The 23,951-nt window shown below is 70.1% G+C and carries 25 protein-coding genes and 1 pseudogene; 2 read left to right on the forward strand and 24 right to left on the reverse strand.

Annotation, left to right across the window (positions count from 1 at the left end; all coding sequences use genetic code 11):
* Positions 1-10: 10 nt before the first annotated feature.
* The 4 genes and pseudogenes from MKW14_RS32050 to MKW14_RS32065 form a co-directional block, all read right to left on the reverse strand.
* Positions 11-2,539: a P-loop NTPase family protein gene (locus MKW14_RS32050; protein WP_240868611.1), complete on the reverse strand. Its 2,529-nt coding sequence runs from the start codon at positions 2,537-2,539 to the stop codon at positions 11-13.
* A gap of 252 nt (positions 2,540-2,791) precedes the next feature.
* Positions 2,792-3,115: an STAS domain-containing protein gene (locus MKW14_RS32055; protein ID WP_240868613.1), complete on the reverse strand. Its 324-nt coding sequence runs from the start codon at positions 3,113-3,115 to the stop codon at positions 2,792-2,794.
* Positions 3,116-3,284: 169 nt separating this feature from the next.
* Positions 3,285-4,133, reverse strand: coding sequence for a 3-hydroxyacyl-CoA dehydrogenase family protein (locus MKW14_RS32060; RefSeq protein ID WP_240868615.1), 849 nt, complete (start codon positions 4,131-4,133; stop codon positions 3,285-3,287).
* Positions 4,134-4,269: 136 nt separating this feature from the next.
* Positions 4,270-4,691 (reverse strand): annotated as a pseudogene (locus MKW14_RS32065) (TetR/AcrR family transcriptional regulator); the annotation flags it as partial.
* Between the two features lie 145 nt (positions 4,692-4,836).
* Between MKW14_RS32065 and MKW14_RS32070 the strand changes: the two are divergent.
* Positions 4,837-5,409, forward strand: coding sequence for a cob(I)yrinic acid a,c-diamide adenosyltransferase (locus tag MKW14_RS32070; protein WP_240868617.1), 573 nt, complete (start codon positions 4,837-4,839; stop codon positions 5,407-5,409).
* A gap of 109 nt (positions 5,410-5,518) precedes the next feature.
* Here the strand turns inward: MKW14_RS32070 and MKW14_RS32075 are convergent, their stop codons facing one another.
* From MKW14_RS32075 to MKW14_RS32100, 6 genes are all read right to left on the reverse strand, one after another.
* Positions 5,519-5,737 (reverse strand): hypothetical protein, encoded by a 219-nt coding sequence (locus MKW14_RS32075; protein WP_240868619.1) that lies wholly within the window; start codon positions 5,735-5,737, stop codon positions 5,519-5,521.
* Positions 5,707-6,108 (reverse strand): hypothetical protein, encoded by a 402-nt coding sequence (locus tag MKW14_RS32080; RefSeq protein WP_240868621.1) that lies wholly within the window; start codon positions 6,106-6,108, stop codon positions 5,707-5,709. The genes MKW14_RS32075 and MKW14_RS32080 overlap by 31 nt, the downstream gene beginning before the upstream one ends.
* Positions 6,109-6,161: 53 nt before the next feature.
* Entirely contained in the window at positions 6,162-7,625 is a 1,464-nt protein-coding gene (locus tag MKW14_RS32085) for a sensor histidine kinase (protein WP_240868623.1), read from the reverse strand.
* A gap of 34 nt (positions 7,626-7,659) precedes the next feature.
* Positions 7,660-8,346 carry a response regulator transcription factor gene (locus tag MKW14_RS32090; protein WP_240868625.1) on the reverse strand — a complete coding sequence of 229 codons (687 nt, stop codon included), beginning with the start codon at positions 8,344-8,346 and terminating at the stop codon, positions 7,660-7,662.
* 66 nt (positions 8,347-8,412) lie between these two features.
* Positions 8,413-8,682, reverse strand: a complete 270-nt coding sequence (locus MKW14_RS32095) for a type II toxin-antitoxin system RelE family toxin (protein ID WP_240868630.1) — start codon at positions 8,680-8,682, stop codon at positions 8,413-8,415.
* 7 nt (positions 8,683-8,689) lie between these two features.
* Positions 8,690-8,971, reverse strand: a complete 282-nt coding sequence (locus tag MKW14_RS32100) for a type II toxin-antitoxin system Phd/YefM family antitoxin (protein WP_240868631.1) — start codon at positions 8,969-8,971, stop codon at positions 8,690-8,692.
* A 189-nt stretch (positions 8,972-9,160) separates the two neighbouring features.
* On the opposite strand from MKW14_RS32100, the gene MKW14_RS32105 reads away from it, so the two are divergent.
* Positions 9,161-10,987 (forward strand): glycosyl hydrolase family 18 protein, encoded by a 1,827-nt coding sequence (locus MKW14_RS32105; RefSeq protein ID WP_240868634.1) that lies wholly within the window; start codon positions 9,161-9,163, stop codon positions 10,985-10,987.
* An 18-nt stretch (positions 10,988-11,005) separates the two neighbouring features.
* On the opposite strand, the gene MKW14_RS32110 is transcribed toward MKW14_RS32105, so the two are convergent.
* The 14 genes from MKW14_RS32110 to MKW14_RS32175 form a co-directional block, all read right to left on the reverse strand.
* The gene (locus tag MKW14_RS32110) at positions 11,006-11,452 is read right to left on the reverse strand and encodes a DUF2550 domain-containing protein (RefSeq protein WP_133044681.1); all 447 of its coding nucleotides are present in this window, start codon (positions 11,450-11,452) and stop codon (positions 11,006-11,008) included.
* A 152-nt stretch (positions 11,453-11,604) separates the two neighbouring features.
* Positions 11,605-11,979, reverse strand: a complete 375-nt coding sequence (locus MKW14_RS32115; protein WP_240868637.1) for a F0F1 ATP synthase subunit epsilon — start codon at positions 11,977-11,979, stop codon at positions 11,605-11,607.
* A 195-nt stretch (positions 11,980-12,174) separates the two neighbouring features.
* Positions 12,175-13,611: a F0F1 ATP synthase subunit beta gene (gene atpD, locus MKW14_RS32120; protein ID WP_240868639.1), complete on the reverse strand. Its 1,437-nt coding sequence runs from the start codon at positions 13,609-13,611 to the stop codon at positions 12,175-12,177.
* Positions 13,611-14,528, reverse strand: a complete 918-nt coding sequence (locus MKW14_RS32125) for a F0F1 ATP synthase subunit gamma (RefSeq protein ID WP_240868641.1) — start codon at positions 14,526-14,528, stop codon at positions 13,611-13,613. The genes atpD and MKW14_RS32125 overlap by 1 nt, the downstream gene beginning before the upstream one ends.
* Positions 14,529-14,549: 21 nt before the next feature.
* Entirely contained in the window at positions 14,550-16,139 is a 1,590-nt protein-coding gene (atpA, locus tag MKW14_RS32130) for a F0F1 ATP synthase subunit alpha (RefSeq protein ID WP_240868643.1), read from the reverse strand.
* A 154-nt stretch (positions 16,140-16,293) separates the two neighbouring features.
* Complete coding sequence (locus MKW14_RS32135; RefSeq protein ID WP_240868644.1) at positions 16,294-17,109, reverse strand: F0F1 ATP synthase subunit delta; 816 nt, start codon at positions 17,107-17,109, stop codon at positions 16,294-16,296.
* Complete coding sequence (locus tag MKW14_RS32140) at positions 17,106-17,654, reverse strand: F0F1 ATP synthase subunit B (RefSeq protein WP_240868647.1); 549 nt, start codon at positions 17,652-17,654, stop codon at positions 17,106-17,108. Before MKW14_RS32140 ends, MKW14_RS32135 begins: the two co-directional genes overlap by 4 nt.
* 39 nt (positions 17,655-17,693) lie before the next feature.
* Positions 17,694-17,933, reverse strand: coding sequence for an ATP synthase F0 subunit C (gene atpE / locus MKW14_RS32145; RefSeq protein ID WP_046591560.1), 240 nt, complete (start codon positions 17,931-17,933; stop codon positions 17,694-17,696).
* A 76-nt stretch (positions 17,934-18,009) separates the two neighbouring features.
* A complete protein-coding gene (atpB, locus tag MKW14_RS32150) occupies positions 18,010-18,828 on the reverse strand; it encodes a F0F1 ATP synthase subunit A (RefSeq protein ID WP_502628185.1) in 819 nt (272 codons plus the stop codon).
* Between the two features lie 225 nt (positions 18,829-19,053).
* Complete coding sequence (locus MKW14_RS32155) at positions 19,054-19,491, reverse strand: Cg1360 family ATP-synthase-associated protein (protein ID WP_240868649.1); 438 nt, start codon at positions 19,489-19,491, stop codon at positions 19,054-19,056.
* 300 nt (positions 19,492-19,791) lie between these two features.
* Positions 19,792-21,144 (reverse strand): MraY family glycosyltransferase, encoded by a 1,353-nt coding sequence (locus MKW14_RS32160; protein WP_240868652.1) that lies wholly within the window; start codon positions 21,142-21,144, stop codon positions 19,792-19,794.
* A gap of 150 nt (positions 21,145-21,294) precedes the next feature.
* Positions 21,295-22,536 carry a serine hydroxymethyltransferase gene (gene glyA / locus MKW14_RS32165; protein WP_240868654.1) on the reverse strand — a complete coding sequence of 414 codons (1,242 nt, stop codon included), beginning with the start codon at positions 22,534-22,536 and terminating at the stop codon, positions 21,295-21,297.
* A gap of 70 nt (positions 22,537-22,606) precedes the next feature.
* Complete coding sequence (locus tag MKW14_RS32170) at positions 22,607-23,287, reverse strand: arsenate reductase/protein-tyrosine-phosphatase family protein (protein ID WP_240868657.1); 681 nt, start codon at positions 23,285-23,287, stop codon at positions 22,607-22,609.
* Positions 23,284-23,931, reverse strand: a complete 648-nt coding sequence (locus tag MKW14_RS32175; RefSeq protein ID WP_240868660.1) for an L-threonylcarbamoyladenylate synthase — start codon at positions 23,929-23,931, stop codon at positions 23,284-23,286. The genes MKW14_RS32170 and MKW14_RS32175 overlap by 4 nt, the downstream gene beginning before the upstream one ends.
* Positions 23,932-23,951 lie beyond the last annotated feature (20 nt).

The raw sequence follows: 23,951 nt of genomic DNA on the forward strand, positions 1-23,951 counted from the left end.
CTGTCCGGCCTCAGATCACCGAGCCCGCGGAACCGCTCGGCGTGCCGGCGCCGCTGCTCGTGACGGCCGGGGCGCTCGACGAGGCGGGGGCGCTGGAGGCGGGGCCGCTGGCGGAGTTGGACGTGGTCGGGGTGTCCGTCGGCGACTCCGACGTCGAAGCGGACGGCGACGGCGACGACTGGGACGGTGAAGGCGACGCCGACCTGGTGGGTGGCGGGCTCGAAGACGGCGGCCGCGAAGTCGCCGAGTGCGAAGGCGACGTGGACGAGCCGCTCCCCGACCCCTTCGTCCCGCTCGGGTTGTCCGACGGAGTGTTGCCGCCGGCCGGCGGGGTCGGGTCGTCCGAGGTGCCGTACGTGCCGTCGGGGCCCGGGCGGCTCGTCGCCGTGCCCGTGTCGCCGGAGCCGGTGCCCTTGCCGTTCTTCGGGGTGTCCGCGCCCAGGGAGCCGTCGTCCACGCCCTGGCTCGCGGACGGGTTGACGCCGACCTTGTCGGAGGGGTTGTTGGCGTCGTTGTTGGAGGTCGCGCCCAGCGTCACCACCGTGCCGAGCACCGCCACCAGCAGGGCGCCGGCGCCCGCCGCGACGAGGTTGCGCCGGGCGAGCCCGCGGATGCCGGCGCGGTGGGCCTTGGGCGGTGTCCCCGGGCCCGGCGTGGCGCGGTTGACGACGATCGTCGAGGTCTCGCCGGTCGGCGGCGGCAGGGCCGCGACCGCTCCGAAGGCGGCCGGCACCCCGCCCGGCGGCGACTGGGACTCCTCGTAGCGCGCGTCCGGCACCTCCTCCCCCGCGGTCGCCATGAACCCCGGCGCCGTGCCGGTCCGGTCGGCGACCAGGGCGAGGGCGCGGCGGCCGGCGACCGTGCCGCGCTTGTCGGAGATCGCGCCGCGCAGTCCGAGGGAGGTCTCCAGCTCGGTGCGGGCCCGCTCGAAGTCCCCGCCGCAGATCGCGAGGACGCCCAGCTCATGCTGGAAGTAGGCCTGTTCGGCGACCTCTCCGGCCAGCCGGGCGGCCTCGGTGCCGGAGCGCAGGGCGCGGTCCCAGGCGCTCCAGTGCAGCCCGGCCGCGAAGGCGGGCGCGGCCGTACGGGCCAGCTGGACGGTGACGGCCTCCTCGCCCTCGCCGGGCGGGGTCGTCGCCGGCACGAGGACGGTGAGGGCGGCGAGCAGGGCGTCGGCCTCGGCGCACACGCGCTCCGGGGTGACCGAGGGATGCCCGGCCCACCAGGCGTAGTGCTGGGCGGCGGTCAGCGCGCGGGCCTCGATGTCGTCGCCGTACCCGGCGGCCTCCAGCTGCTGCAGCACACCGGCCGCGAGGCGGTAGCGGGAGCCGACCGGTGAGACGAGCCCGCAGGAGGCCAGTTCGCCGAGGGCCGCGTCCGCGTGGGTGTCGCCGACGAGGGCGGGCAGGTGGGCCTGGTGCGGGATCTCGCCGCCGAGCGCGACGGCGAACCGCAGGGTGGCGCGGGCGGAGTCGCTGAGCCGGGAGGCGAGCAGCGGCGCGGGCGCGGCGGCCTCGCCGAGCGAGGGCAGCGGCAGGTCGTCGCTCTCGTCGAGGCCGAACGGGGTCTCGAAGGGCGCGTCGACGGGCAGCGCGTCGGCGAAGACGCCGAACTCGTCGACGGCGCCGGCACCGGCCCGCTGCTGGTCGCGCTGGCGCAGCAGGGCGCCGGCCTGGACGAAGCGCAACGGCAGGCCCTCGGACTCGAACCAGAGGTCGCCGGCCCAGTTGGCCTCCTCCTCGGTGAGCGCCCGGCCGACGGTGCGCTCGATGATGTCCACGCCGCCCGCGCGCTGGAGACCGCCGAGGAAGACCTCCTCGACGGCGGAGTCGGCGGACGGGGCGGGCACATCGGGCGTGGCGCCGATCACGAAGGCGCACTCGGGCGTCGCGTCGAGCAGTTCGTCGAGGGCGGCGCCGCCGAACTCGATGTCGTCCAGGACGACGACCGCGCCGATGTCACGGACGTATCCGAGGAGTTCGTCCCGTCCCGGGCGGTGCAGGGGGGCGTTGTAGACGCTGTAGAAGAGGTCGTGGAGCAGTTCGTCGGCGGTGCGGTGGAAGCCGCTGAGGCGGACGACGCCGTCGGGGGCGAGGTCCGAGCAGTCCTCGGCGACCAGGTCGAGCAGGGCGGTGCGGCCGGAGCCGGCCGGGCCGGTGAGGCGTACCGAGCGGCCGCGGGCGAGCAGGCGGACCAGGCGCTCGCGGTCGTCCTGGCGTTCCAGCAACGGCAGCACGGGCAGGGCCGGTCCGGGCGGGACGGGTGCCTTGGCGGCGCGGGCCACCTCGGCGCGCTCGGCCGGGGTGAGCTTCTCGGGCCGGCCCGGGCGTTCCCCGGGCGGGCAGATCTCTATCTCGCTGCCGTCGACGGGGTTGACGGTGAGCAGATAGTCGCCGGTGACCAGCTGCACCGTGCGCGCGAGCACGGGCGCCGGCTGTCCGAAGTCGGATGTGAGGGAGTCCCTGGGCGGGCGCGGGCGCGGCGAACCGCCGTCGCCGTCATGGCCGTACTCCTCGGGTCCCCGGTTGTTCGGGTCCATAGGTCAAGCCCCCCAAAAGCGCTCGTGTGCCGATACAGCCCCTCCCGGCCTTGCCGCACACCTCGCTGTCGCTTCTGGTCCGGTGCCCGCTCGAGGGTTCTCGGGGTGGCGGGCGACCGAACCCTAAACCTTCGCTCAGTATCTCCGACAGCCCGGGGTACCGCGCCGCCCGAGACGTCACAGTCCGGTGAGGATTGCACGTGTCGTGCGTTTGCGGAACCGAGGCGTCCGGGTGCCCCCGCACGTCGACCGTCACACCCGGGGCAGTGACTCCACCCCGATGCCGCCCTCGATCGCCAGGATCCGGTGCAGCCGGGTGGCCACCAGCAGGCGCTGCATCTGCAGGGGTACCTCGCGCAGCACCAGGCGCCGGCCGCAGCGGCCGGCCCGCCGGTGGACGCCCATGATCACCCCGAGTCCGGTGGCGTCCCAGGAGTCCAGTTCGGACAGGTCGAGCACCAGGTCGCCGACTCCGTCGTCGACGGCCGAGTGCAGGACCGTACGGGCGTCCGCCGCGCTGCGGACGTCGAGGCGGCCCCCGACGACCAGCTCGGCGTGGTCGCCCCTGATGTACATATGCGCTCCCCGTGAGTGCGGTGGCGTACTCCGTGACGGTGACTGTGCATCGTCTGACTGCTTCTGCGGCGAACTGGTTGCCGTCTGTAAGCGAACCGATACCGAATTCACCCTCAGGAGTGAGACTCCCGGGGTTTGTGCGGTTTCAGTGGCTGGACGTACCGCTGTTTCAGTACGTGTAGAAGCCCTGCCCGCTCTTGCGCCCGATGTCACCGGCGTCAACCATCCGGCGCATCAGCTCCGGCGGCGCGAACTTCTCGTCCTGCGACTCGGTGTAGATGTTGCTGGTGGCGTGCAGCAGGATGTCGACCCCGGTCAGGTCCGCCGTGGCCAGCGGGCCCATCGCGTGGCCGAAGCCCAGCTTGCAGGCGAGGTCGATGTCCTCGGCGCTCGCCACGCCGGATTCGTACAGCTTGGTGGCCTCGACGACCAGCGCCGAGATGAGACGGGTCGTCACGAAGCCGGCCACGTCGCGGTTGACGACGATGCAGGTCTTGCCGACGGACTCGGCGAACTCCCGCGCGGTGGCGAGGGTTTCGTCGCTCGTCTTGTAACCGCGGACCAGCTCGACGAGCTGCATCATCGGCACCGGCGAGAAGAAGTGGACGCCGACGACCCGCTCGGGGCGTTCGGTGGCCGCCGCGATCTTGGTGATCGGGATGGCGGAGGTGTTGGAGGCGAGCACGGCGTCCTCGCGCACGAGCTTGTCCAGCGTGCGGAAGATCTCGTGCTTCACCTCCAGCTTCTCGAAGACCGCCTCCACCACGACGTCGGCGTCGGCGGCGGCGTCCAGGTCGGTGGTCGTGGTGATCCGGGCGAGGGCGGCGTCGGCGTCGTGCGCCTCCAGCTTGCCCTTGCCGACGAACTTGTCGTACGACGCCTGGATGCCGCCGACGGCACGGTTCAGTGCCTCGTCGGTGACGTCGCGCAGGACGACGTCCCAGCCCGCCTGAGCGGAGACCTGGGCGATACCGGAACCCATCAGGCCGGCACCGATGACGGCAAGCTTCCGTGCCACTGTGCGACTCCCCTTTGAAACGCCTTGAACCCTGTTCAGGTTGCCTCTCCGGCGGACCCTAGCGCCGATGACCGGCTGTGTGACGGGTTAGTAATGCGCGTCACGTCTCATCTGACGGACATCACACCGGCAGGGGTCATTCAGGGCCCCGGACGGCGTAGTTGAGCATCCTCTCACTCAACAGCTCCTCGATGTCGTGGAGGAGGACCAGTACCTCTCGTGACACTTCGCATGGATTGCGCCCCTTGACCATCTCATGGGCGATGACGCCCGTCACGGTCTGGTGAACCCGGGTGATCTGACCCGCGATCAGGGTCGGCAGCGGGTCTTCCCGATCTCCTGCCGGAGGCTCCACAGCCGGGACCGGAGGGTGGGTACGTCGTGAACGACCCGCCTCAAACGGTCGTACCCCTCCATCAGGCCGACCCGCGCCGACACCGCCTCGATCTCGTCGCGCAGTTCCCGCAGGACCGCGGCGGCGGCCGACTCCCCCTCGTCCCGGCCGCGCACCCAGCGCGACAGCCGGTCACGGACGCCCGCCCCGCGGTCGAGAAAGAGGACTCTGTCTTTCTGGCGGGCATGGCAGCAGTCATCAGCGCGGCCGGACTGGCCCGCACCTTCGTGGCCGTCGGCTGCTCGGCGCTCGCCGTGACAGTCGGCACACGCGTGTTCCGGACGGCCGGAGCGTAATTACGCTGGCCACATGGTCAATCTGACGCGCATCTATACGAAGACCGGCGACAAGGGCACCACCAACCTCGGTGACATGAGCCGGGTCGCCAAGACCGATCTGCGGATCGCCGCGTACGCCGACGCCAACGAGGCGAACGCGGTGATCGGTACGGCGATCGCGCTGGGCGGTCTGGAGGAGGAGGTCGTCAAGGTCCTCACCCGTGTCCAGAACGACCTGTTCGACGTGGGCGCGGATCTGTCGACGCCGGTGGTGGAGAATCCGGAGTTCCCTCCCCTCCGGGTCGAGCAGTTCTACATCGACAAGCTCGAGGCGGACTGCGACCGCTTCAACGAGCGGCTGGAGAAGCTGCGCTCCTTCATCCTCCCGGGCGGCACCCCCGGCGCGGCCCTGCTCCACCAGGCCTGCACGGTCGTCCGCCGGGCCGAGCGCTCCACCTGGGCGGCCCTGGAGGCCCACGCCGAGGCGATGAACCCCCTCACGGCGACCTACCTCAACCGCCTCTCCGACCTCCTCTTCATCCTGGCCCGCACGGCGAACAAGGCGACGGGCGATGTGCTGTGGGTGCCCGGCGGGGAGCGCTGAGCCGAGTGCCTGACGGGGGACGTTGAGCCGGGTGCCGGGCGGGGGACGTTGAGCCGGCTGCAGGGCGGGGAGCGCTGCCGGGTCAGGGCGCTCCCCGCCTCTTCCCCTCTCAGTGGTCCTGCGCCGCGTCCTTGTCGGCCCGGGCCAGGGCGGACTCGGCGGCGGACAGCTTCTGCCGCATCTCCGCGTAGCCGGAAGGAGTGGCGGCGGCCTTCCGGGGCGTACCGGCGTCGTGGGCGCAGCCCGCGGTCAGCGCGATCAGGAGCGCGACCGCGGCGGCCGCGGCCTTCGGCCGCATCAGCTCGAGCCCGAGTCGTTGTCCTTGCACCAGTTCTCCACCTCGGCCAGGTCCTTCTGGCGCTGCTCCAGCGTCGTCACCAGGGACGTGCGGAAGGTCAGCCGGTCCTGGAGGTAGGTGGCGATCTCGGAGTGCCCGGCGCTCTTCGCGTTGTCCACCCGCTGCTGCAGCCGGGCGATCGAGCCGCGCTGACCGGCGCCCGCGTTCAGCCGCTTCAGGGCCCGGTCGATCCGGTGGTCGATCTTCGGGGCCCGCTTGCACAGGGCCCGCGCGCCATCGCCGGTCGGCGTGGCGGCGGGCGCGGGGGTGCTGTCGGCCGCGGCCGCTCCCGTGGTCGCCGCCAGGAGCGCCGCCACGGCCGCCCCGGTGAGGAGCGTGCGCCGGCGTCGTCGTACGTACATCTCAGCCTCCGTTCCGCGGACGGCCCCCTTCGTCCGTCCGCCCGCCGGGGAGGCTAGGGAGCGTCTTTGGGGAAACTCTGTGACCGGTTTGTCCCGGCTGTGTCGATCAGCCAGTCGCGGTGGGCGGGAAGCGGGCCGCCGGTGGAGGGCAGCCGCACCTCGAAGCGGGCGCCCCCGCCCGAGGGCCCGTCCTCGACCGTGACGCTCCCGCCGTGCAGGGCCGTCTGCTGGGCCACGAGGGTCAGACCGAGCCCGGAGCCGGAGCTGTCGGGCCCACGCCGGAAGCGCTCGAAGATCCGGGCGCGGGCCTCGGCAGGCACCCCGGGGCCGGTGTCGTCGACGGTGACGACGACCTGGTCGCCCGCGCGCCGCACGCCGACCGTCACCGTCGCCCGGCCGGTCGCGTCGCGTCCGTGGGCGAGGGCGTTGGCCAGCAGGTTGTCCAGCAGCAGGCGCAGGCCCGGTTCCCAGCCGTGGACCGTCGGCCCGGGTTCCGCGGCCAGGGTGATCCGGGCGTCCGGGGCGCGTCGCCGGGCCTCGGCCACCGCGGCGTCGGCCGCCTCGGAGACGTCCACGGCCTTGAATGCCTCCGCCTCCACCAGGTCACCGCGGCCCAGCTCGCGCAGCATGACGAGCAGGTTCAGCAGCCGGGCGTGCTCGGCGCGCAGGTCGGCGAGGACCTCGGTGCGGTCGGGTTCGGGCAGGTCGGGGTGGGCGGCGAGGATGTCGAGGTTGGTGCCCATGCTCATCAGCGGGGTGCGCAGTTCGTGCGCGGCGGCCGAGGAGAAGGAGCGGGCGGTGTCCAGCGCCTCGGCGGTACGGGCGGCCTGTTCGTCGTAACGGGCGAGGACCGTGCGCAGGGTGGCCGCGAGTTCGTCGACCTCGGTGACCCCGCTCGGCTCGTCGGACAGCCGGGCGGTGCTGGTGCGCGGGTCGAGTCCGGCGGTACGACGGCCAAGGCGCCGCAGCGGCCCGGTCGCGCCGGTGGCGACGGCCCAGGCGAGCAGGCCGGAGAGCGGGACGGCGAGCAGCGTCGTGACCGCCACCCGGCGTCGTACCAGGCGGAGTTGGGCCTGGTCGGCGGCGTTGGGCGAGAAGACCCAGAGGGTGCCCGGGCCGCGCGGGGTGGTGATCGTCCGGGACAGCGCACGCCAGCTCTCGCCGCCGTCCCGCACGGTGACGGGACCCTTTGTGCCCTCGGGCAACGGCACCGAGGCATCCGGCTGCGGGCCGCCGCTGAAGGTGCCGTCCGGGCCGGTGACGCGTACGCCGACGTCGAGGGCGGCGCTGAACAGCCGCCGTTCGCGGGTGTCGGCCGCCCTGGGCCGGTTGTTCGCGGTGGCCCGCAGCAGGGCGCGGGCGTCGGGGGCGACGGCGGTGGCACGCGCGCGCAGATGGTCGTCCTCGGCGCTGTGCAGATCGTGGGTGACCAGCCGGAGCAGCAGCCAGCCGGAGGCCAGGACGAGCAGCGGCACGGTGACGCCGACCGCGAGCCCGATACGGGTGGAGAGCCTCACCGTTCGTTCCTCAGTCCCTCAGTTCCTCAGTCCCTCAGTCCCTCAGCACGAAGCCGACGCCGCGCACGGTGTGCACCAGCCGGGGCCGGCCGTCGGCCTCCAGCTTGCGCCTCAGATAGCTGACGAAGGTGTCCACGGCGTCGGTGCGCACGTCGAAGTCGTAGCCCCACACCCGTTCCAGCAGCTGGTCGCGGGTGAGGACGAGCCCGGCGTTGCGGGCGAGCACCTCCAGCAGCTCGAACTCGCGGCGGGTCAGCTCCAGTGGCCGCCCGTCCCGTTCGGCGGTGCGGGCGCCCGGGTCGATGACCAGACCGGCGACCCGGAGCACCTCCCCCGCGGGCGGCCGGCGGCGCAGCAGGGCGCGCAGCCGCAGCACCAGTTCCTGCAGGGCGAACGGCTTGACCAGGTAGTCGTCGCCGCCCGCCTGGAGCCCGGCGATACGGTCGGCGGTCTCGTCGAGCGCGGAGAGCATCAGCACGGGCAGGTCCAGCCCGTCCGCGCGGAGCCGTTCGCACACCTCGATGCCGCTCATTCCGGGCATCGACACGTCGAGGACGAGGACGTCGGGCGGCGCCTCCCGGACCGTGGCCAGCGCCTCCCGGCCGCCGTCCGCCGTGCGGACCCGGAAGCCACTCAGCCTGAGCCCGCGTTCCAGCGAGCGCCGGATGGCCGCGTCGTCGTCCACCACCAGCACGGCCCCGGAACGTTCCGCCTCGCTCATACACCCCTCCCTCGCTCACCGCCTGGTCAGGGTACGGTCCTGAACCGGTCGGGCGGCAGCGGTGGCTCAGAGGCGACGGTAGATCTCCCGCCGGTGCCCGACCTCGACCACGAGGATGACCAGCCTGCCGTCCTCGATCACGTAGGCGATCCGGTACGAGCCCACGCGGAGCCGGTACAGGTCGTCATGGCCCGACAGCTTCTCGACGTCCGCGTCGTCGCGGTACGGATCGTCGCCGAGCCGGCTGAGCACGTGGAGGACAAGCAGGGCGGTCGTCTGATCAATGGCGTTGAACTGACGGCGGGCGGCGGCGGTGAACTCGAAGGCGTACTTCATGCGACCTTCATGCGACGTCCGGCTTGGGCGGGCCGAAGATGTCCGCGATCACGTCTGCCAGCGTGGCGCGCGGTGCGTCGCCCTCCTCGGCGAGAGTCTGCAGCGCCTTGCGTGCGAGCAACTCGTCCGCCGCCGCCTCCAAGGCGTTGTACTCCTCTATGGGCACGATCGCGGCCACCGGCGTGCCACCGCGCGTGATGACGGTGGGCTCCCCCTCTTCCGCGTGGTCGAGGAGCCGCGCCAGGTTCGCCCGGGCTTCGCGGACGGATACGGATGCGGAGTCGTCCATCTCACAAGTGTACCCGTGTCCGTGTACACGGGTACACGGACCGTCGCCCGCCACCTGATCAGGGGATCCAGTGGCCGTCTACCGAGAGTGGTCCAGACCTCTTGACCCGTGGTCCAGACCTTTCTATTCTCGCGGCACCGTGGGCGTGAAGGCTCAGTCACGCCCCAACTCCCCCTAAGGAGGCGCGACATGCGCTTCAGACACCGAGCCGCGGCAGGGTTCGCGACCCTGTTGCTCCCGCTGGCCGGACTGGTCGGCCTCGCCGCCCCCGCCCAGGCCGCGAGCACCGCGACGGCCACCTACGCCAAGACCCAGGACTGGGGCACCGGCTTCGAGGGCAAATGGACGGTCACCAACACCGGCTCCACGTCCATCAGTTCCTGGACCATCGCCTGGGACTTCCCCTCCGGCACCTCCGTCACCTCGGCCTGGGACGCCGACGTCACCAGCTCCGGCACCCACTGGACGGCCAAGAACAAGTCCTACAACGGCACCCTCGCCCCCGGCGTCTCCGTCTCCTTCGGCTTCAACGGCACCGGATCCGGCTCACCGAGCAACTGCACGCTGAACGGCGGAAGTTGTGACGGCGGGACCAGCGTCCCCGGCGACAACCCGCCCTCCGCGCCCGGCACCCCGACGGCGTCCTCGATCACCGACACCTCGGTGAAACTGAGCTGGAGCGCGGCCACCGACGACAAGGGCGTCAAGAACTACGACGTCCTGCGCGACGGCAAGGTCGTCTCCACGGTCACCGCCACCAGCTACACCGACACCGGCCTCACCGCCGGCAGCGACTACTCCTACACCGTGCAGGCCCGCGACACCGCCGACCAGACCGGCCCGGCCAGCGGCGCGGTCGCGGTCCACACCACCGGCGGTACCACCACTCCCCCGACCACCGGCGACAAGGTCAGACTCGGCTACTTCACCGAGTGGGGCATCTACGGCCGCAACTACAACGTCAAGAACCTGGTGACGTCGGGCTCGGCGGCGAAGATCACGCACATCAACTACGCCTTCGGCAACGTGACGGGTGGCCAGTGCGCGATCGGCGACTCCTACGCCGACTACGACAAGGCGTTCACCGCCGACCAGTCCGTCAGCGGGGTCGCCGACACCTGGGACCAGCCGCTGCGGGGCAACTTCAACCAGTTGCGCGAGCTGAAGGCCAAGTACCCCAACATCAAGGTGCTGTGGTCCTTCGGCGGCTGGACCTGGTCCGGCGGCTTCGCCCAGGCCGCGGCCAACCCCGCCGCGTTCGCCGACTCCTGCTACAACCTCGTCAACGACCCGCGCTGGGCGGACGTGTTCGACGGCATCGACATCGACTGGGAGTACCCGAACGCCTGCGGCCTGTCCTGCGACACCAGCGGGGCCGCGGCCTTCAAGAACGTGATGGCCGCGCTGCGCGCCAAGTTCGGCACGAGCAAACTGGTCACCGCGGCCGTCACCGCCGACGGCTCGGCCGGCGGCAAGATCGAGGCCGCCGACTACGCGGGCGCCGCGAACTACGTCAACTGGTACAACGTGATGACGTACGACTTCTTCGGCGCGTGGGACGCCCAGGGCCCGACGGCCCCGCACTCCCCGCTCACCTCGTACTCCGGCATCCCGAAGGCCGGGTTCACCACGGCCGACGCGATCGCCAAGTACAAGGCGATCGGGGTCCCCGCCTCGAAACTGCTCATCGGCATCGGCTTCTACGGCCGCGGCTGGACGGGCGTGACCCAGGACGCGCCCGGCGGCACGGCCACCGGATCCGCGGCCGGGACCTACGAGCAGGGCATCGAGGACTACAAGGTCCTCAAGACCTCCTGCCCGGTCACCGGCACCGTCGCCGGCACGGCGTACGCCCACTGCGGCAGCAACTGGTGGTCCTACGACACCCCGTCGACGATCGCCGGGAAGATGAGCTGGGCCAAGTCCCAGGGTCTGGGGGGCGCGTTCTTCTGGGAGTTCAGCGGCGACACCAGCAACGGAGAGCTGGTGAGCGCCATCAACAGCGGCCTGTCGTAAAGGAGTTGACCGAAGAAGCTAGGCGACGTTGACTCGCTGACCGGGCGGGGCTGCCTCCAGCCACGCGAGGAAACCGGTCAGCGCGTCCTCGCTCATGGCGAGTTCGAGGCGGGTACCCCGGTGCAGACAGGTGAGGACGACGGCGTCGGAGAGAAGGGCCAGTTCCTCCTCGCCCTCGGGCAGGCGGCGGCCAGCGACCTCGATCGCGGCGCGCTCCAGCAGACGGCGGGGACGGTAGGCGTAGGAGAAGACGCGGTACCACTCGATGCGGTCGCCGTTGTAGCGGGCGACACCGTAGCTCCAGCCTTTTCCGCTGGCGTCGGGTTTCTCGGGGACGTCCCAGCGCAGCGAACAGTCGAAGGTGCCCCCGGAGCGCTGGATCAGTCTGCGGCGCAGCCCGAAGACGAACAGCCCCAGCACCACCAGGGCCACGACGACTCCGCACACAGTCAGAGCGAGGACCATCGACACCGACCTCCTCGTCTCCTAGGTACCGACCACGGGTAAATTTAGGTCACGGAACGGAAAAATCATCCATATCTGCCTCAGCCGCGACCGGCTCCGGATTGCTCCGGTTCCGATCGCGGCTGAGTGACGTCATACAGCTCCGAGCGGGGTCAGCTCGTCGCCGCCGCACGCAGTCGTACGTCCGCGCGGCGCTCGGCGGCGGCGTCGCCCTCCGCCTTCGCGCGCTCCAGCTCCCGCTCCACGCGCTGGACGTCGATCTCGTCCGACAGCTCGGCGATCTCGGCCAGCAGCGACAGCTTGTCGTCCGCGAACGAGATGAAACCGCCGTGCACCGCGGCGACGACCGTTCCACCTTCACTCGTACGGATGGTCACCGGGCCCGACTCCAGCACACCGAGCAGCGGCTGGTGACCGGGCATGACGCCGATGTCGCCGGACGTGGTGCGCGCGACGACCAGGGTGGCCTCGCCGGACCAGACCTCTCGGTCGGCCGCGACCAGCGCGACGTGCAGCTCAGCAGCCAAGGTGGCTCCTCGGGTCACCACCCGGCTTCTCGTGCCGGGTGTTGCGAACAAGTCTAGTAGGGCCCCGCGCACCAATGTGTCGGCGCCCTCCCCGGGACTCTGCCGGGGGTCCGGGGGGCGTCCCCCAGGCGATGCAGCAGTGGGCGTGACTGAGGGGGCGGGACGCACCCGCCCCCTCAGATGAACTCAGGGAGTTCAGGAGACGCCCAGCTCCTTGGCGTTGGCCTTGAGGTCCTCGATGCCACCGCACAGGAAGAACGCCTGCTCCGGGAAGTGGTCGTAGTCGCCGTCGATGATCGCGTTGAAGGCCGCGATCGACTCGTCCAGCGGGACGTCCGACCCGTCGACGCCGGTGAACTGCTTGGCGACGTGGGTGTTCTGGGACAGGAAGCGCTCCACGCGACGGGCACGGTGGACGACGAGCTTGTCCTCCTCGCCGAGCTCGTCGATACCGAGGATCGCGATGATGTCCTGGAGGTCCTTGTACTTCTGGAGGACCGTCTTGACGCGCATCGCGGTCTCGTAGTGGTCCGCCGCGATGTAGCGCGGGTCCAGGATGCGGGACGTGGAGTCCAGCGGGTCCACGGCCGGGTAGATGCCCTTCTCGGAGATCGGACGGGAGAGCACCGTCGTCGCGTCGAGGTGGGCGAAGGTGGTGGCCGGGGCCGGGTCGGTCAGGTCGTCCGCGGGGACGTAGATCGCCTGCATCGAGGTGATCGAGTGACCACGGGTCGAGGTGATGCGCTCCTGGAGGAGACCCATCTCGTCGGCCAGGTTCGGCTGGTAGCCCACCGCGGAGGGCATACGGCCGAGCAGGGTCGACACCTCGGAACCGGCCTGCGTGAAGCGGAAGATGTTGTCGATGAAGAACAGCACGTCCTGCTTCTGCACATCGCGGAAGTACTCCGCCATGGTCAGACCCGCGAGGGCCACGCGCAGACGGGTGCCCGGGGGCTCGTCCATCTGACCGAAGACCAGCGCGGTCTTGTCGATGACGCCCGAGTCGGCCATCTCCTCGATGAGGTCGTTGCCCTCACGGGTGCGCTCACCGACACCGGCGAACACGGAGACACCGTCGTGGTTGTTGGCGACGCGGTAGATCATCTCCTGGATGAGCACCGTCTTGCCGACGCCGGCGCCACCGAACAGGCCGATCTTTCCACCCTTGACGTACGGGGTGAGGAGGTCGATGACCTTGACGCCGGTCTCGAACATCTCGGTCTTCGACTCGAGCTCGTCGAAGTTCGGGGCCTTGCGGTGGATGGACCAGCGCTCGCCCTCGTACTGCTCGTCGACGTTCAGCACCTCACCGAGGGTGTTGAACACCTTGCCCTTGGTGAAGTCGCCGACCGGGACGGTGATGCCCGTGCCGGTGTCGGTGACGGCGGCCTGGCGGACCAGACCGTCGGTGGGCTGCATGGAGATGGTGCGGACCAGGCCGTCACCCAGGTGCTGGGCGACCTCCAGGGTCAGCGTCTTCTTCTCGCCCTCGTTCGCCGGGTCGGCGACCTCGACGTGCAGAGCGTTGTAGATGTCCGGCATCGCGTCGACGGGGAACTCCACGTCGACGACCGGGCCGATGACCCGGGCGACGCGGCCCGTGGCCGTCGCGGTCTCAACAGTGGCGGTCATTAGCGGTCACTCCCCGCGGTCGCGTCGGCCAGGGCTGCGGAGCCACCGACGATCTCGCTGATTTCCTGGGTGATTTCGGCCTGGCGGGCCGCGTTGGCAAGTCGGGAGAGCGTGGTGATGAGCTCTCCCGCGTTGTCGGTGGCCGACTTCATCGCGCGGCGCGTGGCGGCGTGCTTGGAGGCAGCCGACTGGAGCAGCGCGTTGTAGATACGGCTCTCGACGTAGCGCGGCAGCAGGGCGTCGAGGACGTCCTCGGCCGACGGCTCGAAGTCGTACAGCGGAAGGATCTCGCCCTTGGGGGCTGCCTCCTTCGCCACCTCTTCGAGGCTGAGCGGGAGCAGACGGTCGTCGAGGGCCGTCTGCGTCATCATCGACACGAACTCGGTGAAGACGATGTGGAGTTCATCCACGCCGCCCTCGGCCGTCTCCGTCTCGATGGCCTCGATCAGCGGACCCGCGACCTTCTTGGCGTCCGCGTACGTGGGCTCGTCGGTGAAGCCCGCCCACGACTCCACGACCTTGCGCTCGCGGAAGTTGTAGTGAGCCAGACCGCGGCGGCCGACGATGTACGTGTCGACCTCCTTGCCCTCGGCCTCGAGACGCTCGGTCAGCTGCTCCGCCACCTTGATGGCGTTGGAGTTGAAGGCGCCGGCGAGACCACGGTCGCTCGTCAGGAGCAGCACCGCGGACCGCGTGACCGTCTCGGCCTGGGTGGTCAGCGGGTGCTTGGTGTTCGAGCCGGTACCGACCGCCGTGACCGCGCGGGTGAGCTCGGTCGCGTACGGCGTGGAGGCCGCCACCTTGCGCTGCGCCTTGACGACACGCGAGGCGGCGATCATCTCCATCGCCTTGGTGATCTTCTTGGTCGCGGTGACGGATCGGATGCGACGCTTGTAGACCCGGAGCTGGGCTCCCATGAGTCAGGTCCCTTCCTTACGTCACTTGGCCGCGGCCGGGGCGTCCTCGCCGAGAAGCTTGCCGTCCGAGGTCTCGAACTGCTTCTTGAACTCGGCGATCGCGTCGGCGACAGCGGTGAGGGTGTCGTCCGACATCTTGCCGCCCTCCTTGATGGAGGTCATGAGGCCCTGCTCCTTGCGGTGCAGGTACTCGAGCAGCTCCTTCTCGAAGCGACGGATGTCGGCGACCGGGACGTCGTCCATCTTGCCGGTGGTGCCGGCCCAGACGGAGACGACCTGGTTCTCGGTCGGCATCGGCTGGTACTGCGGCTGCTTGAGCAGCTCGACCAGTCGCTGACCACGCTCCAGCTGGGACTTCGACGCGGCGTCCAGGTCGGAACCGAAGGCGGCGAAGGCCTCCAGCTCGCGGTACTGGGCGAGGTCGAGACGGAGGCGGCCGGAGACCTGCTTCATCGCCTTGTGCTGCGCGGAACCACCGACTCGGGAGACGGAGATACCGACGTTCAGCGCGGGCCGCTGACCGGCGTTGAACAGGTCCGACTCCAGGAAGCACTGGCCGTCGGTGATGGAGATGACGTTGGTCGGGATGAACGCCGAGACGTCGTTGGCCTTGGTCTCGACGATGGGCAGACCCGTCATCGAGCCGGCGCCCATGTCGTCGGAGAGCTTCGCGCAGCGCTCCAGCAGACGGGAGTGCAGGTAGAAGACGTCACCCGGGTAGGCCTCACGGCCCGGCGGACGGCGCAGCAGCAGCGACACGGCGCGGTAGGCGTCGGCCTGCTTCGACAGGTCGTCGAAGATGATGAGGACGTGCTTGCCCTCGTACATCCACTGCTGACCGATGGCCGAACCGGTGTACGGCGCAAGGTACTTGAAGCCGGCCGGGTCGGACGCCGGGGCGGCGACGATGGTCGTGTACTCCAGCGCGCCGGCCTCGTCGAGGGCGCCACGCACGGAGGCGATGGTCGAGCCCTTCTGGCCGATGGCGACGTAGACGCAGCGGACCTGCTTCTTCGGGTCGCCCGAGCGCCAGTTGTCACGCTGGTTGATGATCGTGTCGACGGCCAGGGCGGTCTTGCCGGTCTGGCGGTCGCCGATGATCAGCTGACGCTGGCCACGGCCGATCGGGGTCATCGCGTCGACGGCCTTGTAGCCGGTCTCCATCGGCTCGTGCACCGACTTACGGGCCATGACGCCCGGAGCCTGCAGCTCGAGGGCGCGGCGGCCGGACGTCTCGATCTCGCCGAGGCCGTCGATCGGGTTGCCGAGCGGGTCGACGACGCGGCCGAGGTAGCCCTCGCCGACGGCCACGGAGAGCACCTCACCGGTGCGCTGCACCGGCTGCCCCTCCTCGATACCGCTGAACTCACCGAGGACGATGGCGCCGATCTCGCGCTCTTCCAGGTTCAGCGCGAGGCCGAGGGTGCCGTCCTCGAACTTCAGCAGTTCGTTGGCCATGGCCGAGGGCAGGCCCTCGACCTTCGCGATGCCGTCGCCGGCAAGGGTGACCGTACCGACCTCCTCGCGCGAGGCCGCGTCCGGCTTGTACGACTGGACGAAGTTCTCCAGCGCGTCCCGGATCTCCTCCGGCCGGATCGTGAGCTCCGCCATCTGGGTTCCCTGCTCTCCTTGTTGGGCCCGAAGTTTCAACTTGGGGGGATGGGGACTCCCCCTCAAAGAAGGTGAATCCTCTGCACGACCCAACCGGGCCGTAGGTACGTACTGCTGTATTGCTGTACTGCTGTTCTGCTTATGAAGTTGCTGCTCAGCCCGCCAGGCGGCGGCCGGCGTCCGCGATGCGGTCCGCGATCGAGCCGTTGATGACCTCGTCGCCGACCTGCACCCGGATGCCGCCGACGACCTCGGGGTCGACGTCGATGTTGAGGTGCATCGTGTGGCCGTAGAGCTTCGCGAGAGCGGCGCCCAGGCGCTGCTTCTGCGTGTCGCTCAGCGGCACCGCCGAGGTGACCACGGCGACCAGGCGCTCCCGGCGCTCGGCGGCGAGCTTGGACAGGGACTCCAGTCCCGACTCCAGGCTACGTCCCCGCGGCGCGGTCACAAGGCGCGTCACAAGACGCTCTGTCGACGCGACGGCCCGGCCGCCGAGCAGCCGGTGCAGCAGCTCGATCTTGGCGGCGGTGGTCGCGGCGCGGTCGGTGAGCGCGGCGCGCAGCTCGGTGTTGGAGGAGACGATCCGCCCGAAGCGGAACAGCTCGTCCTCGACGTCGTCGAGCGCACCACGCTTCTGCGCGGCGGTGAGCTCGGCGGTGTTGGCCAGCTCCTCCAGCGCGTCCACCAGGTCGCGCGACTGCGACCAGCGGGAGCGCACCATGCCGGAGACGAGGTCGACGCTCTGGCCGCCGACCTGCCCGCCGAGCAGCCGCTGGGCCAGCTCGGCCTTGGCCTCACCGGCCTGCGCCGGGTCGGTCAGGACCCGACGCAGCGACACCTCGCGGTCGAGCAGCGCGGTGACGGCGGCCAGCTCGTCGGCGAGCTTCGTCGCGTCGGCGGACGTGGAGTCCGTCAGCGCGTCGAGACGCTCGCGTGCGGCTGCCAGGGCCTCGCGGCTCGCTCCGTTCATCGGGTGGCCTCGGCCTTCTCCTCGAGCTCGTCGAGGAAGCGGTCGATGACACGGCTCTGGCGGGCGTGGTCCTCGAGGGACTCGCCGACGAGCTTGCCGGCCAGTTCGGTCGCGAGGTGACCGACGTCCTGCCGCAGCGCGGACGCGGCGGCCTTGCGGTCGGCCTCGATCTGCGCGTGACCGGCGGCGACGATCTCCTCGCGCTGCCGCTGGCCCTCGGCGCGCATCTCGGCGATGAGGGCGGCACCCTGCTCCTGCGCCTCCTGGCGCAGACGCGCGGCCTCGTGCCGGGCCTCGGCGAGCTGGGCCTTGTACTGCTCGAGAACGCTCTGGGCCTCGACCTGAGCCGCCTCGGCCTTCTCGATGCCACCTTCGATCGCCTCGCGGCGCTCCTCCAGAACCTTGTTGATGTTCGGGAGCAGCTTCTTCCAGAAGAAGAAGAACACGATGGCGAAGGCGATGGCGCCGACAAGCAGTTCGGGGCCCGGCGGGACGAGGGGGTTCTGCTTCTCCTCGGCCGCCAGCTGAACCAGGTTGGCGATCACATCAGTGCCTTTCGTCGATACGTGTCGGAGTAAGAGGTCTTACTGACCGAACACGAACGGCATAACGATGCCGATGAGGGCGAGCGCCTCACAGAAGGCGAAGCCCAGGATCTGGTTGGCGCGGATCAGACCGGCCGCCTCGGGCTGACGGGCCAGGGCCTGGGTGCCGTTACCGAAGATGATGCCGATACCGATGCCGGGGCCGATGGCCGCGAGGCCGTAACCGATGGAGCCGAGGGAACCGGAGACGCCGGCGGCGAGGTCGATGGCAGCGGACATGCCGTTTCTTCCTTCTCTTTTACGGACCGGTGGGGGTTGGCCACCGGACGACTGGTGGGGGTGGTGCGGACGGTGCTCAGTGGTGCTCGGCGAGAGCGCCCTGAACGTAGGAGCAGGCCAGCAGCACGAACACGTACGCCTGGACGGCCTGGACGAAGAGCTCGAACATCACCATCACGATGGTCATCACGAAGGAGACCGCGGCGCCGGGGATCAGCCAGCTGTTGAGCAGGTACCAGCTGGCGACGGTGAACATCACCAGCAGCAGGTGACCGGCGAACATGTTGGCGAAGAGTCGGACCGCGTGCGTGAACGGGCGGACGATGACGTTCGAGAAGAACTCGATGACGACCACGAGCGGCAGCACCGCGCCGAGCGAGGCGTCGTAACCGGTGATGTTCTTGAAGCCGCCGGCGAAACCGTGCTTCTTGAAGGTCAGCGGCAGCCAGGTCAGGTACACGACCGCGGCGAGCACGGCCGGGTAGGCGATGATCGACGAGACCGGGAACTGGGCCAGCGGGATCACCGACCAGATGTTCGCGATCCAGATGAAGAAGAACAGCGAGACCATCAGCGGGACGTACTTCTCGCCGTCGCGCTTGCCGAGGGTCTCGTAGACGATGCCGCGGCGGACGAAGTCGTAGCCGGCCTCGCCGACCATCTGGAGCTTGCCCGGGATCACCTTGGCCTTGCCGAAGGCCGCCGAGAAGAAGATCACGACGACCGCGGAGGTGATCAGGGCGAGCAGCATCACCTTGTTGAACTCGAACCCGCCCACCGTGAACAGGGGCTTGAACAGGAACGAGTGCAGGCCCGGAGCCGGGAAGCCACACCCGTTGTCGGACATGATCCGACAACTCCAGTCAAAGGCGAGCTGGGTCTGGTCAGCACTCACCACGGGCTCCTTCGGCGTGACGCATGGGTACGGCAACCTCGTTGTGTCGGCGCGGCGCGCAGCCGCGGGTCGGCACCGGACTGGTGTTACGGATGTGGGGGCGGCTGGGGGGCTTCGAGCCTCGCGTTGCTGCAGGCGTCAGCTCGGATGCCCGCGCCCGCGATGCCGCAGTTGGCACCGGACGATAGCAGGAGATCTCGCGCGTCCTTATCCCGGCCCTACCCCTCACGACGGGTGGCCCGTCTTCTCGGGCCGCTCGCTCTTCGCGGAGTCCGGATCGACGTAGAAGATCTTGGACTTCATGTGCGCACGTGCCTGGGTGGCCATCCACACGACGGTCGCGACGACGAGCGAGAGCGCGAACGCCTTGCCGTTGAAGAGGGAGGTGCCCTTGAAGAGGGCCACGAAGATCATGAGCAGCAGGAGTTGGGCGACATAGAGCATCAGCCCCATGGCCTGGAACAGGTGCGGGAGCGTTTTTGCCGTCCACTGCAGGACGTAGAGACCGATCCCCATGAAGAGCATCGCGAGCAGCACACCGACGGCCGCGCCGATCGCTCCCTTGCCTCCGGCCACGGCCGCGCTGACGGCGACGGCGACCACGCCGGCGGCCGCCGTGGGTACGGCGATCGGCGCCAGGTTCCGGGCGTCATTGGACGGCATGGCGGCAACTCCGCTTTCGCAGGGGGGCAGGGTGTCGTCATGGACGAGCGTAGTCCCGGGCCGAGAGGGGAACTCGCGGCCAATGGACCGTCGCATCACGGTCCTTCGGCTCTACCCCGGGTTCTCGTGAACCGTATCACAAACTATTTGATGCGGTCTTTACCAAGACGTGTGCTCGCCGTCACACATGAGAGTGAGAGTGCGCGTCTGTGCAGAATCCGGGGTGGCTTGTCTGGTATTGGGAGGCTTTATTCCCCCACGACTTGGCAATGCTCTAGTCAGATTCTTACCTTGCCGACGTCAGCGGGACGTTCCGGCCTTTCCCCTGTCGAGCAGCTGCGGACGGGCGCCCAGCGCCGTCGCTCCGTTGACCCCCGCCACGCCCGCCACGACCGGAGGGCAGGGCTCCGGGGCCGGCGCGGACTCGTCCGCCACCCCAACTCCCGCTTCCTGTACGGGCGTAGAGGCGGCACGGGCCAGCGCGCGGCGCCGCCGGTAGCGGGGCGGCAGGAAGGCCTCGGCCCACCGCGGGGCACGCGGCGTGAAGCGCGGCAGCAGAAGCAGCACGAGACCGATCGCGCTGAGGAACACGATGCCGAGCACGATCCACATTGACGCGGAGTTGACCGAGTAGGCGAGCGCCCCGAAGGCGATCAGCGCCGACCAGAAGTACATGATCAGCACGGCCCGGCTGTGCGAGTGGCCGATCTCCAGCAGCCGGTGGTGCAGATGGCCGCGGTCGGCGGCGAAGGGCGACTGACCGCGCCAGGTGCGGCGCACGATCGCGAGGACCAGGTCGGCGGTGGGCACCGCGATGATCGTCAGCGGCAGCAGCAGCGGGATGTAGACCGGCACCGTCTGGTGCACGGCCGCCTTCTCGGAGCCGACGAACAGCTTCAGCGCGTCCGGGTCGACCTGTCCCGTGATGGAGATCGCGCCGGCGGCCAGGACGAGCCCGATCAGCATCGAGCCGGAGTCGCCCATGAAGATCCGCGCCGGATGCATGTTGTGCGGCAGGAAGCCGATGCACATGCCCATCAGGATCGCCGAGAACAGCGTGGCCGGGGCGGCGGCCTCGACGCCGTACGAGTACCAGATGCGGTAGGCGTACAGGAAGAACGCGGCGGCCGCGATGCACACCATGCCGGAGGCGAGGCCGTCGAGACCGTCGACGAAGTTCACCGCGTTGATCGTGATGACGACGAGGGCGACCGTCAGCAGGGTGCCCTGCCACTGGGTCAGCGCCACGTTGCCGACGCCCGGGATGGGCAGCCACAGGATCGTCAGGCCCTGCATGACCATCACGCCGGCCGCGATCATCTGGCCGCCGAGCTTGATCAGGGCGTCGATCTCGAACTTGTCGTCCAGGACGCCGATCAGCCAGATCAGCGCGGCGCCGGAGAGCAGCGCCCGCGGCTCGTTCGACTTCTCGAAGACCTCGTTGAGGTTGGTCAGATGGTCCGCGACGAGCAGACCGGCGCACAGCCCGAAGAACATCGCGATACCGCCGAGCCGCGGAGTCGGTTCCCGGTGCACGTCACGGGCCCTGATCTCCGGCATCGCTCCGGCCACGATCGCGAACTTCCGTACCGGCCCTGTCAGCAGATACGTCACCGCGGCCGTGACGCAGAGCGTCAGCAGGTATTCACGCACGGGCTTCCCCACAGGTCTCGCTGGCCATCTCAGCCCCACACCCTAGCGATGTGCGCATAACTGTGGGGACTGCCGGGTAGCGACGATGGTTGCACGTGTGTCTGTGTCCTCAGGTTGCAACCAGGTGTACGCAGCTGCGCCTACCCCCGCTCAGCGCGAATACGGCGGGAATCTACCGGTCAGCTCGCGCACATGATCACGCGCCCTCTGACTTTCGACCTCGCCGCGCAGCACGTTCCCGAACAAACCGGCAATAAGGCCCATCTCCTCCTCGCCCATGCCCTGCGTGGTCACGGCCGCCGTGCCGAGCCTCAGTCCGCGCGCGTCGCCGTGCGGCAGGGCGCAGCAGTCCAGCACCATCCCGGCCGCCGCGAGCCGGCCCCGCGCGCCGCGGCCGTCGACGCCGAGCGGCGCGGGATCGGCGGTGATCAGGTGCGTGTCCGTCCCTCCGGTCGTCACCACCAGCCCCTCGGCGGCCAGCCCGGCCGCGAGGACCCTCGCGTTGGCGACCACCTGACGGGCGTACGCGGTGAAGTCGGGGGTCGCCGCCTCGCCGAACGCGACGGCCTTCGCGGCGATGGTGTGCATCTGCGCGCCGCCCTGGGTGAAGGGGAACACCGCCCGGTCGACGCGCTCGGCCAGCTCGGCGCCGCACAGGATCATCCCGCCGCGCGGCCCGCGCAGCACCTTGTGCGTGGTCGCGCAGACGATGTCGGCGTACGGCACCGGGCTGGGCGCCGCTCCCCCGGCGACGAGCCCCATGGGGTGCGCGGCGTCGGCGATGAGATACGCGCCCACCTCGTCGGCGACCTCGCGGAAGAGGGCGTAGTCGATGTGCCGGGGGTAGGCGATGGAGCCGCACACGATCGCCTTGGGCCGGTGGTTGCGGGCGAGCGTCCGCACCTGGTCGTAGTCGATGAGCCCGGTCTCCGCGTCCACGCCGTAGCCGACGAAGTCGAACCAGCGGCCGGAGAAGTTCGCGGGTGAGCCGTGGGTGAGGTGGCCGCCGTACGGGAGGCCGAGGGCGAGGACGGTGTCACCGGGGCGCAGCAGGGCCGCGTACGCGGCCAGTACGGCGCTGGACCCGGAATGCGACTGGACGTTGGCGTGCTCGGCCCGGAACAGCGCCTTGGCCCGGTCGACGGCGAGCCGTTCGGCGACGTCGACGATCTCGCAGCCGCCGTGGTGCCGGGCGCCCGGATATCCCTCGGCGTACTTGTTGGCCAGCGGCGACCCGAGCGCGGCCAGCACGGCCGGGGAGCAGAAGTTCTCGGCGGCGACGAGTTGCAGCGTCGTCGACTGCCGGTCGAGTTCCCCGAGCAGGATCTCGGCCAGCTCGGGGTCCTGCCGCCGCAGGACGTCGGCGGCATCGAGGGTGTGGGTGACCGGCATGGTGGGCTCCGGGGGCGTCGGCGATGACGTACGACCAATGTAGGCCTGGGACCTGTGGGGTGCTCGGTTCTTACATCCTCGCGGGGACACCCGTGAGCGCCGTGACGACCGGATCCAGCGCCTGGTGTATCTCGTCGCCGATCGACCGGAAGAACGTCAGGGGTGCGCCGTAGGGGTCGTAGACCTCGTCCGCCTCGGCGGTGGGCGCGAGCAGCCACCCGCGTAGAGCGGCCGCGGCGCGGACCAGGGCACGCGCGCGGACGACCACGCCCTCCTCCAGCGGAGGCAGCGTGGCCGGGTCTATCGCGCGCACCAGACGGGTGAACTCCTTCAGCGTGAAGGTGCGCAGGCCGGCCGAGTGGCCCATCGAGATGACCTGGGCGCGGTGGTCGCGGGTGGCCGTCAGGACCAGATCCGCCATGATCACGTGCTCGTCCAGCAGCTCCCGGCCCGTGAACCCGGAGGCGTCCGCGCCGAACTCGGCCAGCACGGCTTCCGCGTTGGCCTCCATGGGCGCGCCCTCGTGACCCCAGGTCCCCGCGCTCTCCACGATCAGCGCACTGCCCAGGATCCCGAGCCGCTGTTTCACGTAATGCCGCGTCAGCCGCTCGGTGATGGGCGAGCGGCACACGTTGCCGGTGCTGACGTGGAGGATCCGGAAGACATCACGCGGAAGCCCCACGAACGTCGTCGTGATCTCCGCGGCGATTTCCCCGTTGCCTATGCCACGCCCCGCGTCAGGGGCTGTCAATTCGCCACCTCGAGGTCGGGGACGACCTTGCGGAGCTCCTCCGGGGACAGCGCGCCCTCGCGGAGCAGCACCGGTACCGGGCCGGTGACGTCGACGATGGAGGACGGGACGTTGCCGGGGGTGGGGCCGCCGTCGAGGTAGACGGAGACCGAGTCGCCGAGCATCTCCTGCGCGGCGTCGCAGTCCTCCGGCGCCGGGTGCCCGGTCAGGTTCGCCGAGGACACCGCCATGGGGCCGACCTCGGTCAGCAGCTCGATGGCGACCGGGTGCAGCGGCATGCGGACGGCCACGGTGCCCCGGGTGTCCCCCAGGTTCCACTGCAGCGACGGCTGGTGCTTGGCGACGATCGTCAGCGCGCCCGGCCAGAACGCGTCGACGAGCTCCCAGGCCGGCTCGGAGAAGTCCGTGACGAGGCCGTGCAGGGTGTTCGGGGAGCCGATGAGGACGGGCGTGGGCATGTTGCGGCCCCGCCCCTTGGCCTCCAGCAGATCGGCGACGGCCTCCGAGGAGAACGCGTCCGCGCCGATGCCGTACACCGTGTCGGTCGGGAGGACGACCAGCTCGCCACGGCGGACGGCGGACGCGGCCTCACGCAGACCGGTCGTGCGGTCGGTCGCGTCGTTGGTGTCGTATCGCCGTGCCATATCTAGCGGGCCTCCTCGTA

This window comes from Streptomyces gilvus (assembly GCF_022513565.1).
Lineage (GTDB): Bacteria > Actinomycetota > Actinomycetes > Streptomycetales > Streptomycetaceae > Streptomyces > Streptomyces gilvus.

Excerpts from the sequence above, each read along its gene's own strand:
- MKW14_RS32050 (WP_240868611.1), bottom strand. The coding sequence starts at position 2,539 with ATGGACCCGAACAACCGGGGACCCGAGGAGTACGGCCATGACGGCGAC.
- MKW14_RS32055 (WP_240868613.1), bottom strand. The coding sequence starts at position 3,115 with ATGTACATCAGGGGCGACCACGCCGAGCTGGTCGTCGGGGGCCGCCTC.
- MKW14_RS32070 (WP_240868617.1), top strand. The coding sequence starts at position 4,837 with ATGGTCAATCTGACGCGCATCTATACGAAGACCGGCGACAAGGGCACC.
- MKW14_RS32080 (WP_240868621.1), bottom strand. The coding sequence starts at position 6,108 with ATGTACGTACGACGACGCCGGCGCACGCTCCTCACCGGGGCGGCCGTG.
- MKW14_RS32090 (WP_240868625.1), bottom strand. The coding sequence starts at position 8,346 with ATGAGCGAGGCGGAACGTTCCGGGGCCGTGCTGGTGGTGGACGACGAC.
- MKW14_RS32095 (WP_240868630.1), bottom strand. The coding sequence starts at position 8,682 with ATGAAGTACGCCTTCGAGTTCACCGCCGCCGCCCGCCGTCAGTTCAAC.
- MKW14_RS32100 (WP_240868631.1), bottom strand. The coding sequence starts at position 8,971 with ATGGACGACTCCGCATCCGTATCCGTCCGCGAAGCCCGGGCGAACCTG.
- MKW14_RS32105 (WP_240868634.1), top strand. The coding sequence starts at position 9,161 with ATGCGCTTCAGACACCGAGCCGCGGCAGGGTTCGCGACCCTGTTGCTC.
- MKW14_RS32110 (WP_133044681.1), bottom strand. The coding sequence starts at position 11,452 with ATGGTCCTCGCTCTGACTGTGTGCGGAGTCGTCGTGGCCCTGGTGGTG.
- atpD (WP_240868639.1), bottom strand. The coding sequence starts at position 13,611 with ATGACCGCCACTGTTGAGACCGCGACGGCCACGGGCCGCGTCGCCCGG.
- MKW14_RS32125 (WP_240868641.1), bottom strand. The coding sequence starts at position 14,528 with ATGGGAGCCCAGCTCCGGGTCTACAAGCGTCGCATCCGATCCGTCACC.
- atpA (WP_240868643.1), bottom strand. The coding sequence starts at position 16,139 with ATGGCGGAGCTCACGATCCGGCCGGAGGAGATCCGGGACGCGCTGGAG.
- MKW14_RS32135 (WP_240868644.1), bottom strand. The coding sequence starts at position 17,109 with ATGAACGGAGCGAGCCGCGAGGCCCTGGCAGCCGCACGCGAGCGTCTC.
- atpE (WP_046591560.1), bottom strand. The coding sequence starts at position 17,933 with ATGTCCGCTGCCATCGACCTCGCCGCCGGCGTCTCCGGTTCCCTCGGC.
- MKW14_RS32155 (WP_240868649.1), bottom strand. The coding sequence starts at position 19,491 with ATGCCGTCCAATGACGCCCGGAACCTGGCGCCGATCGCCGTACCCACG.
- glyA (WP_240868654.1), bottom strand. The coding sequence starts at position 22,536 with ATGCCGGTCACCCACACCCTCGATGCCGCCGACGTCCTGCGGCGGCAG.
- MKW14_RS32175 (WP_240868660.1), bottom strand. The coding sequence starts at position 23,931 with ATGGCACGGCGATACGACACCAACGACGCGACCGACCGCACGACCGGT.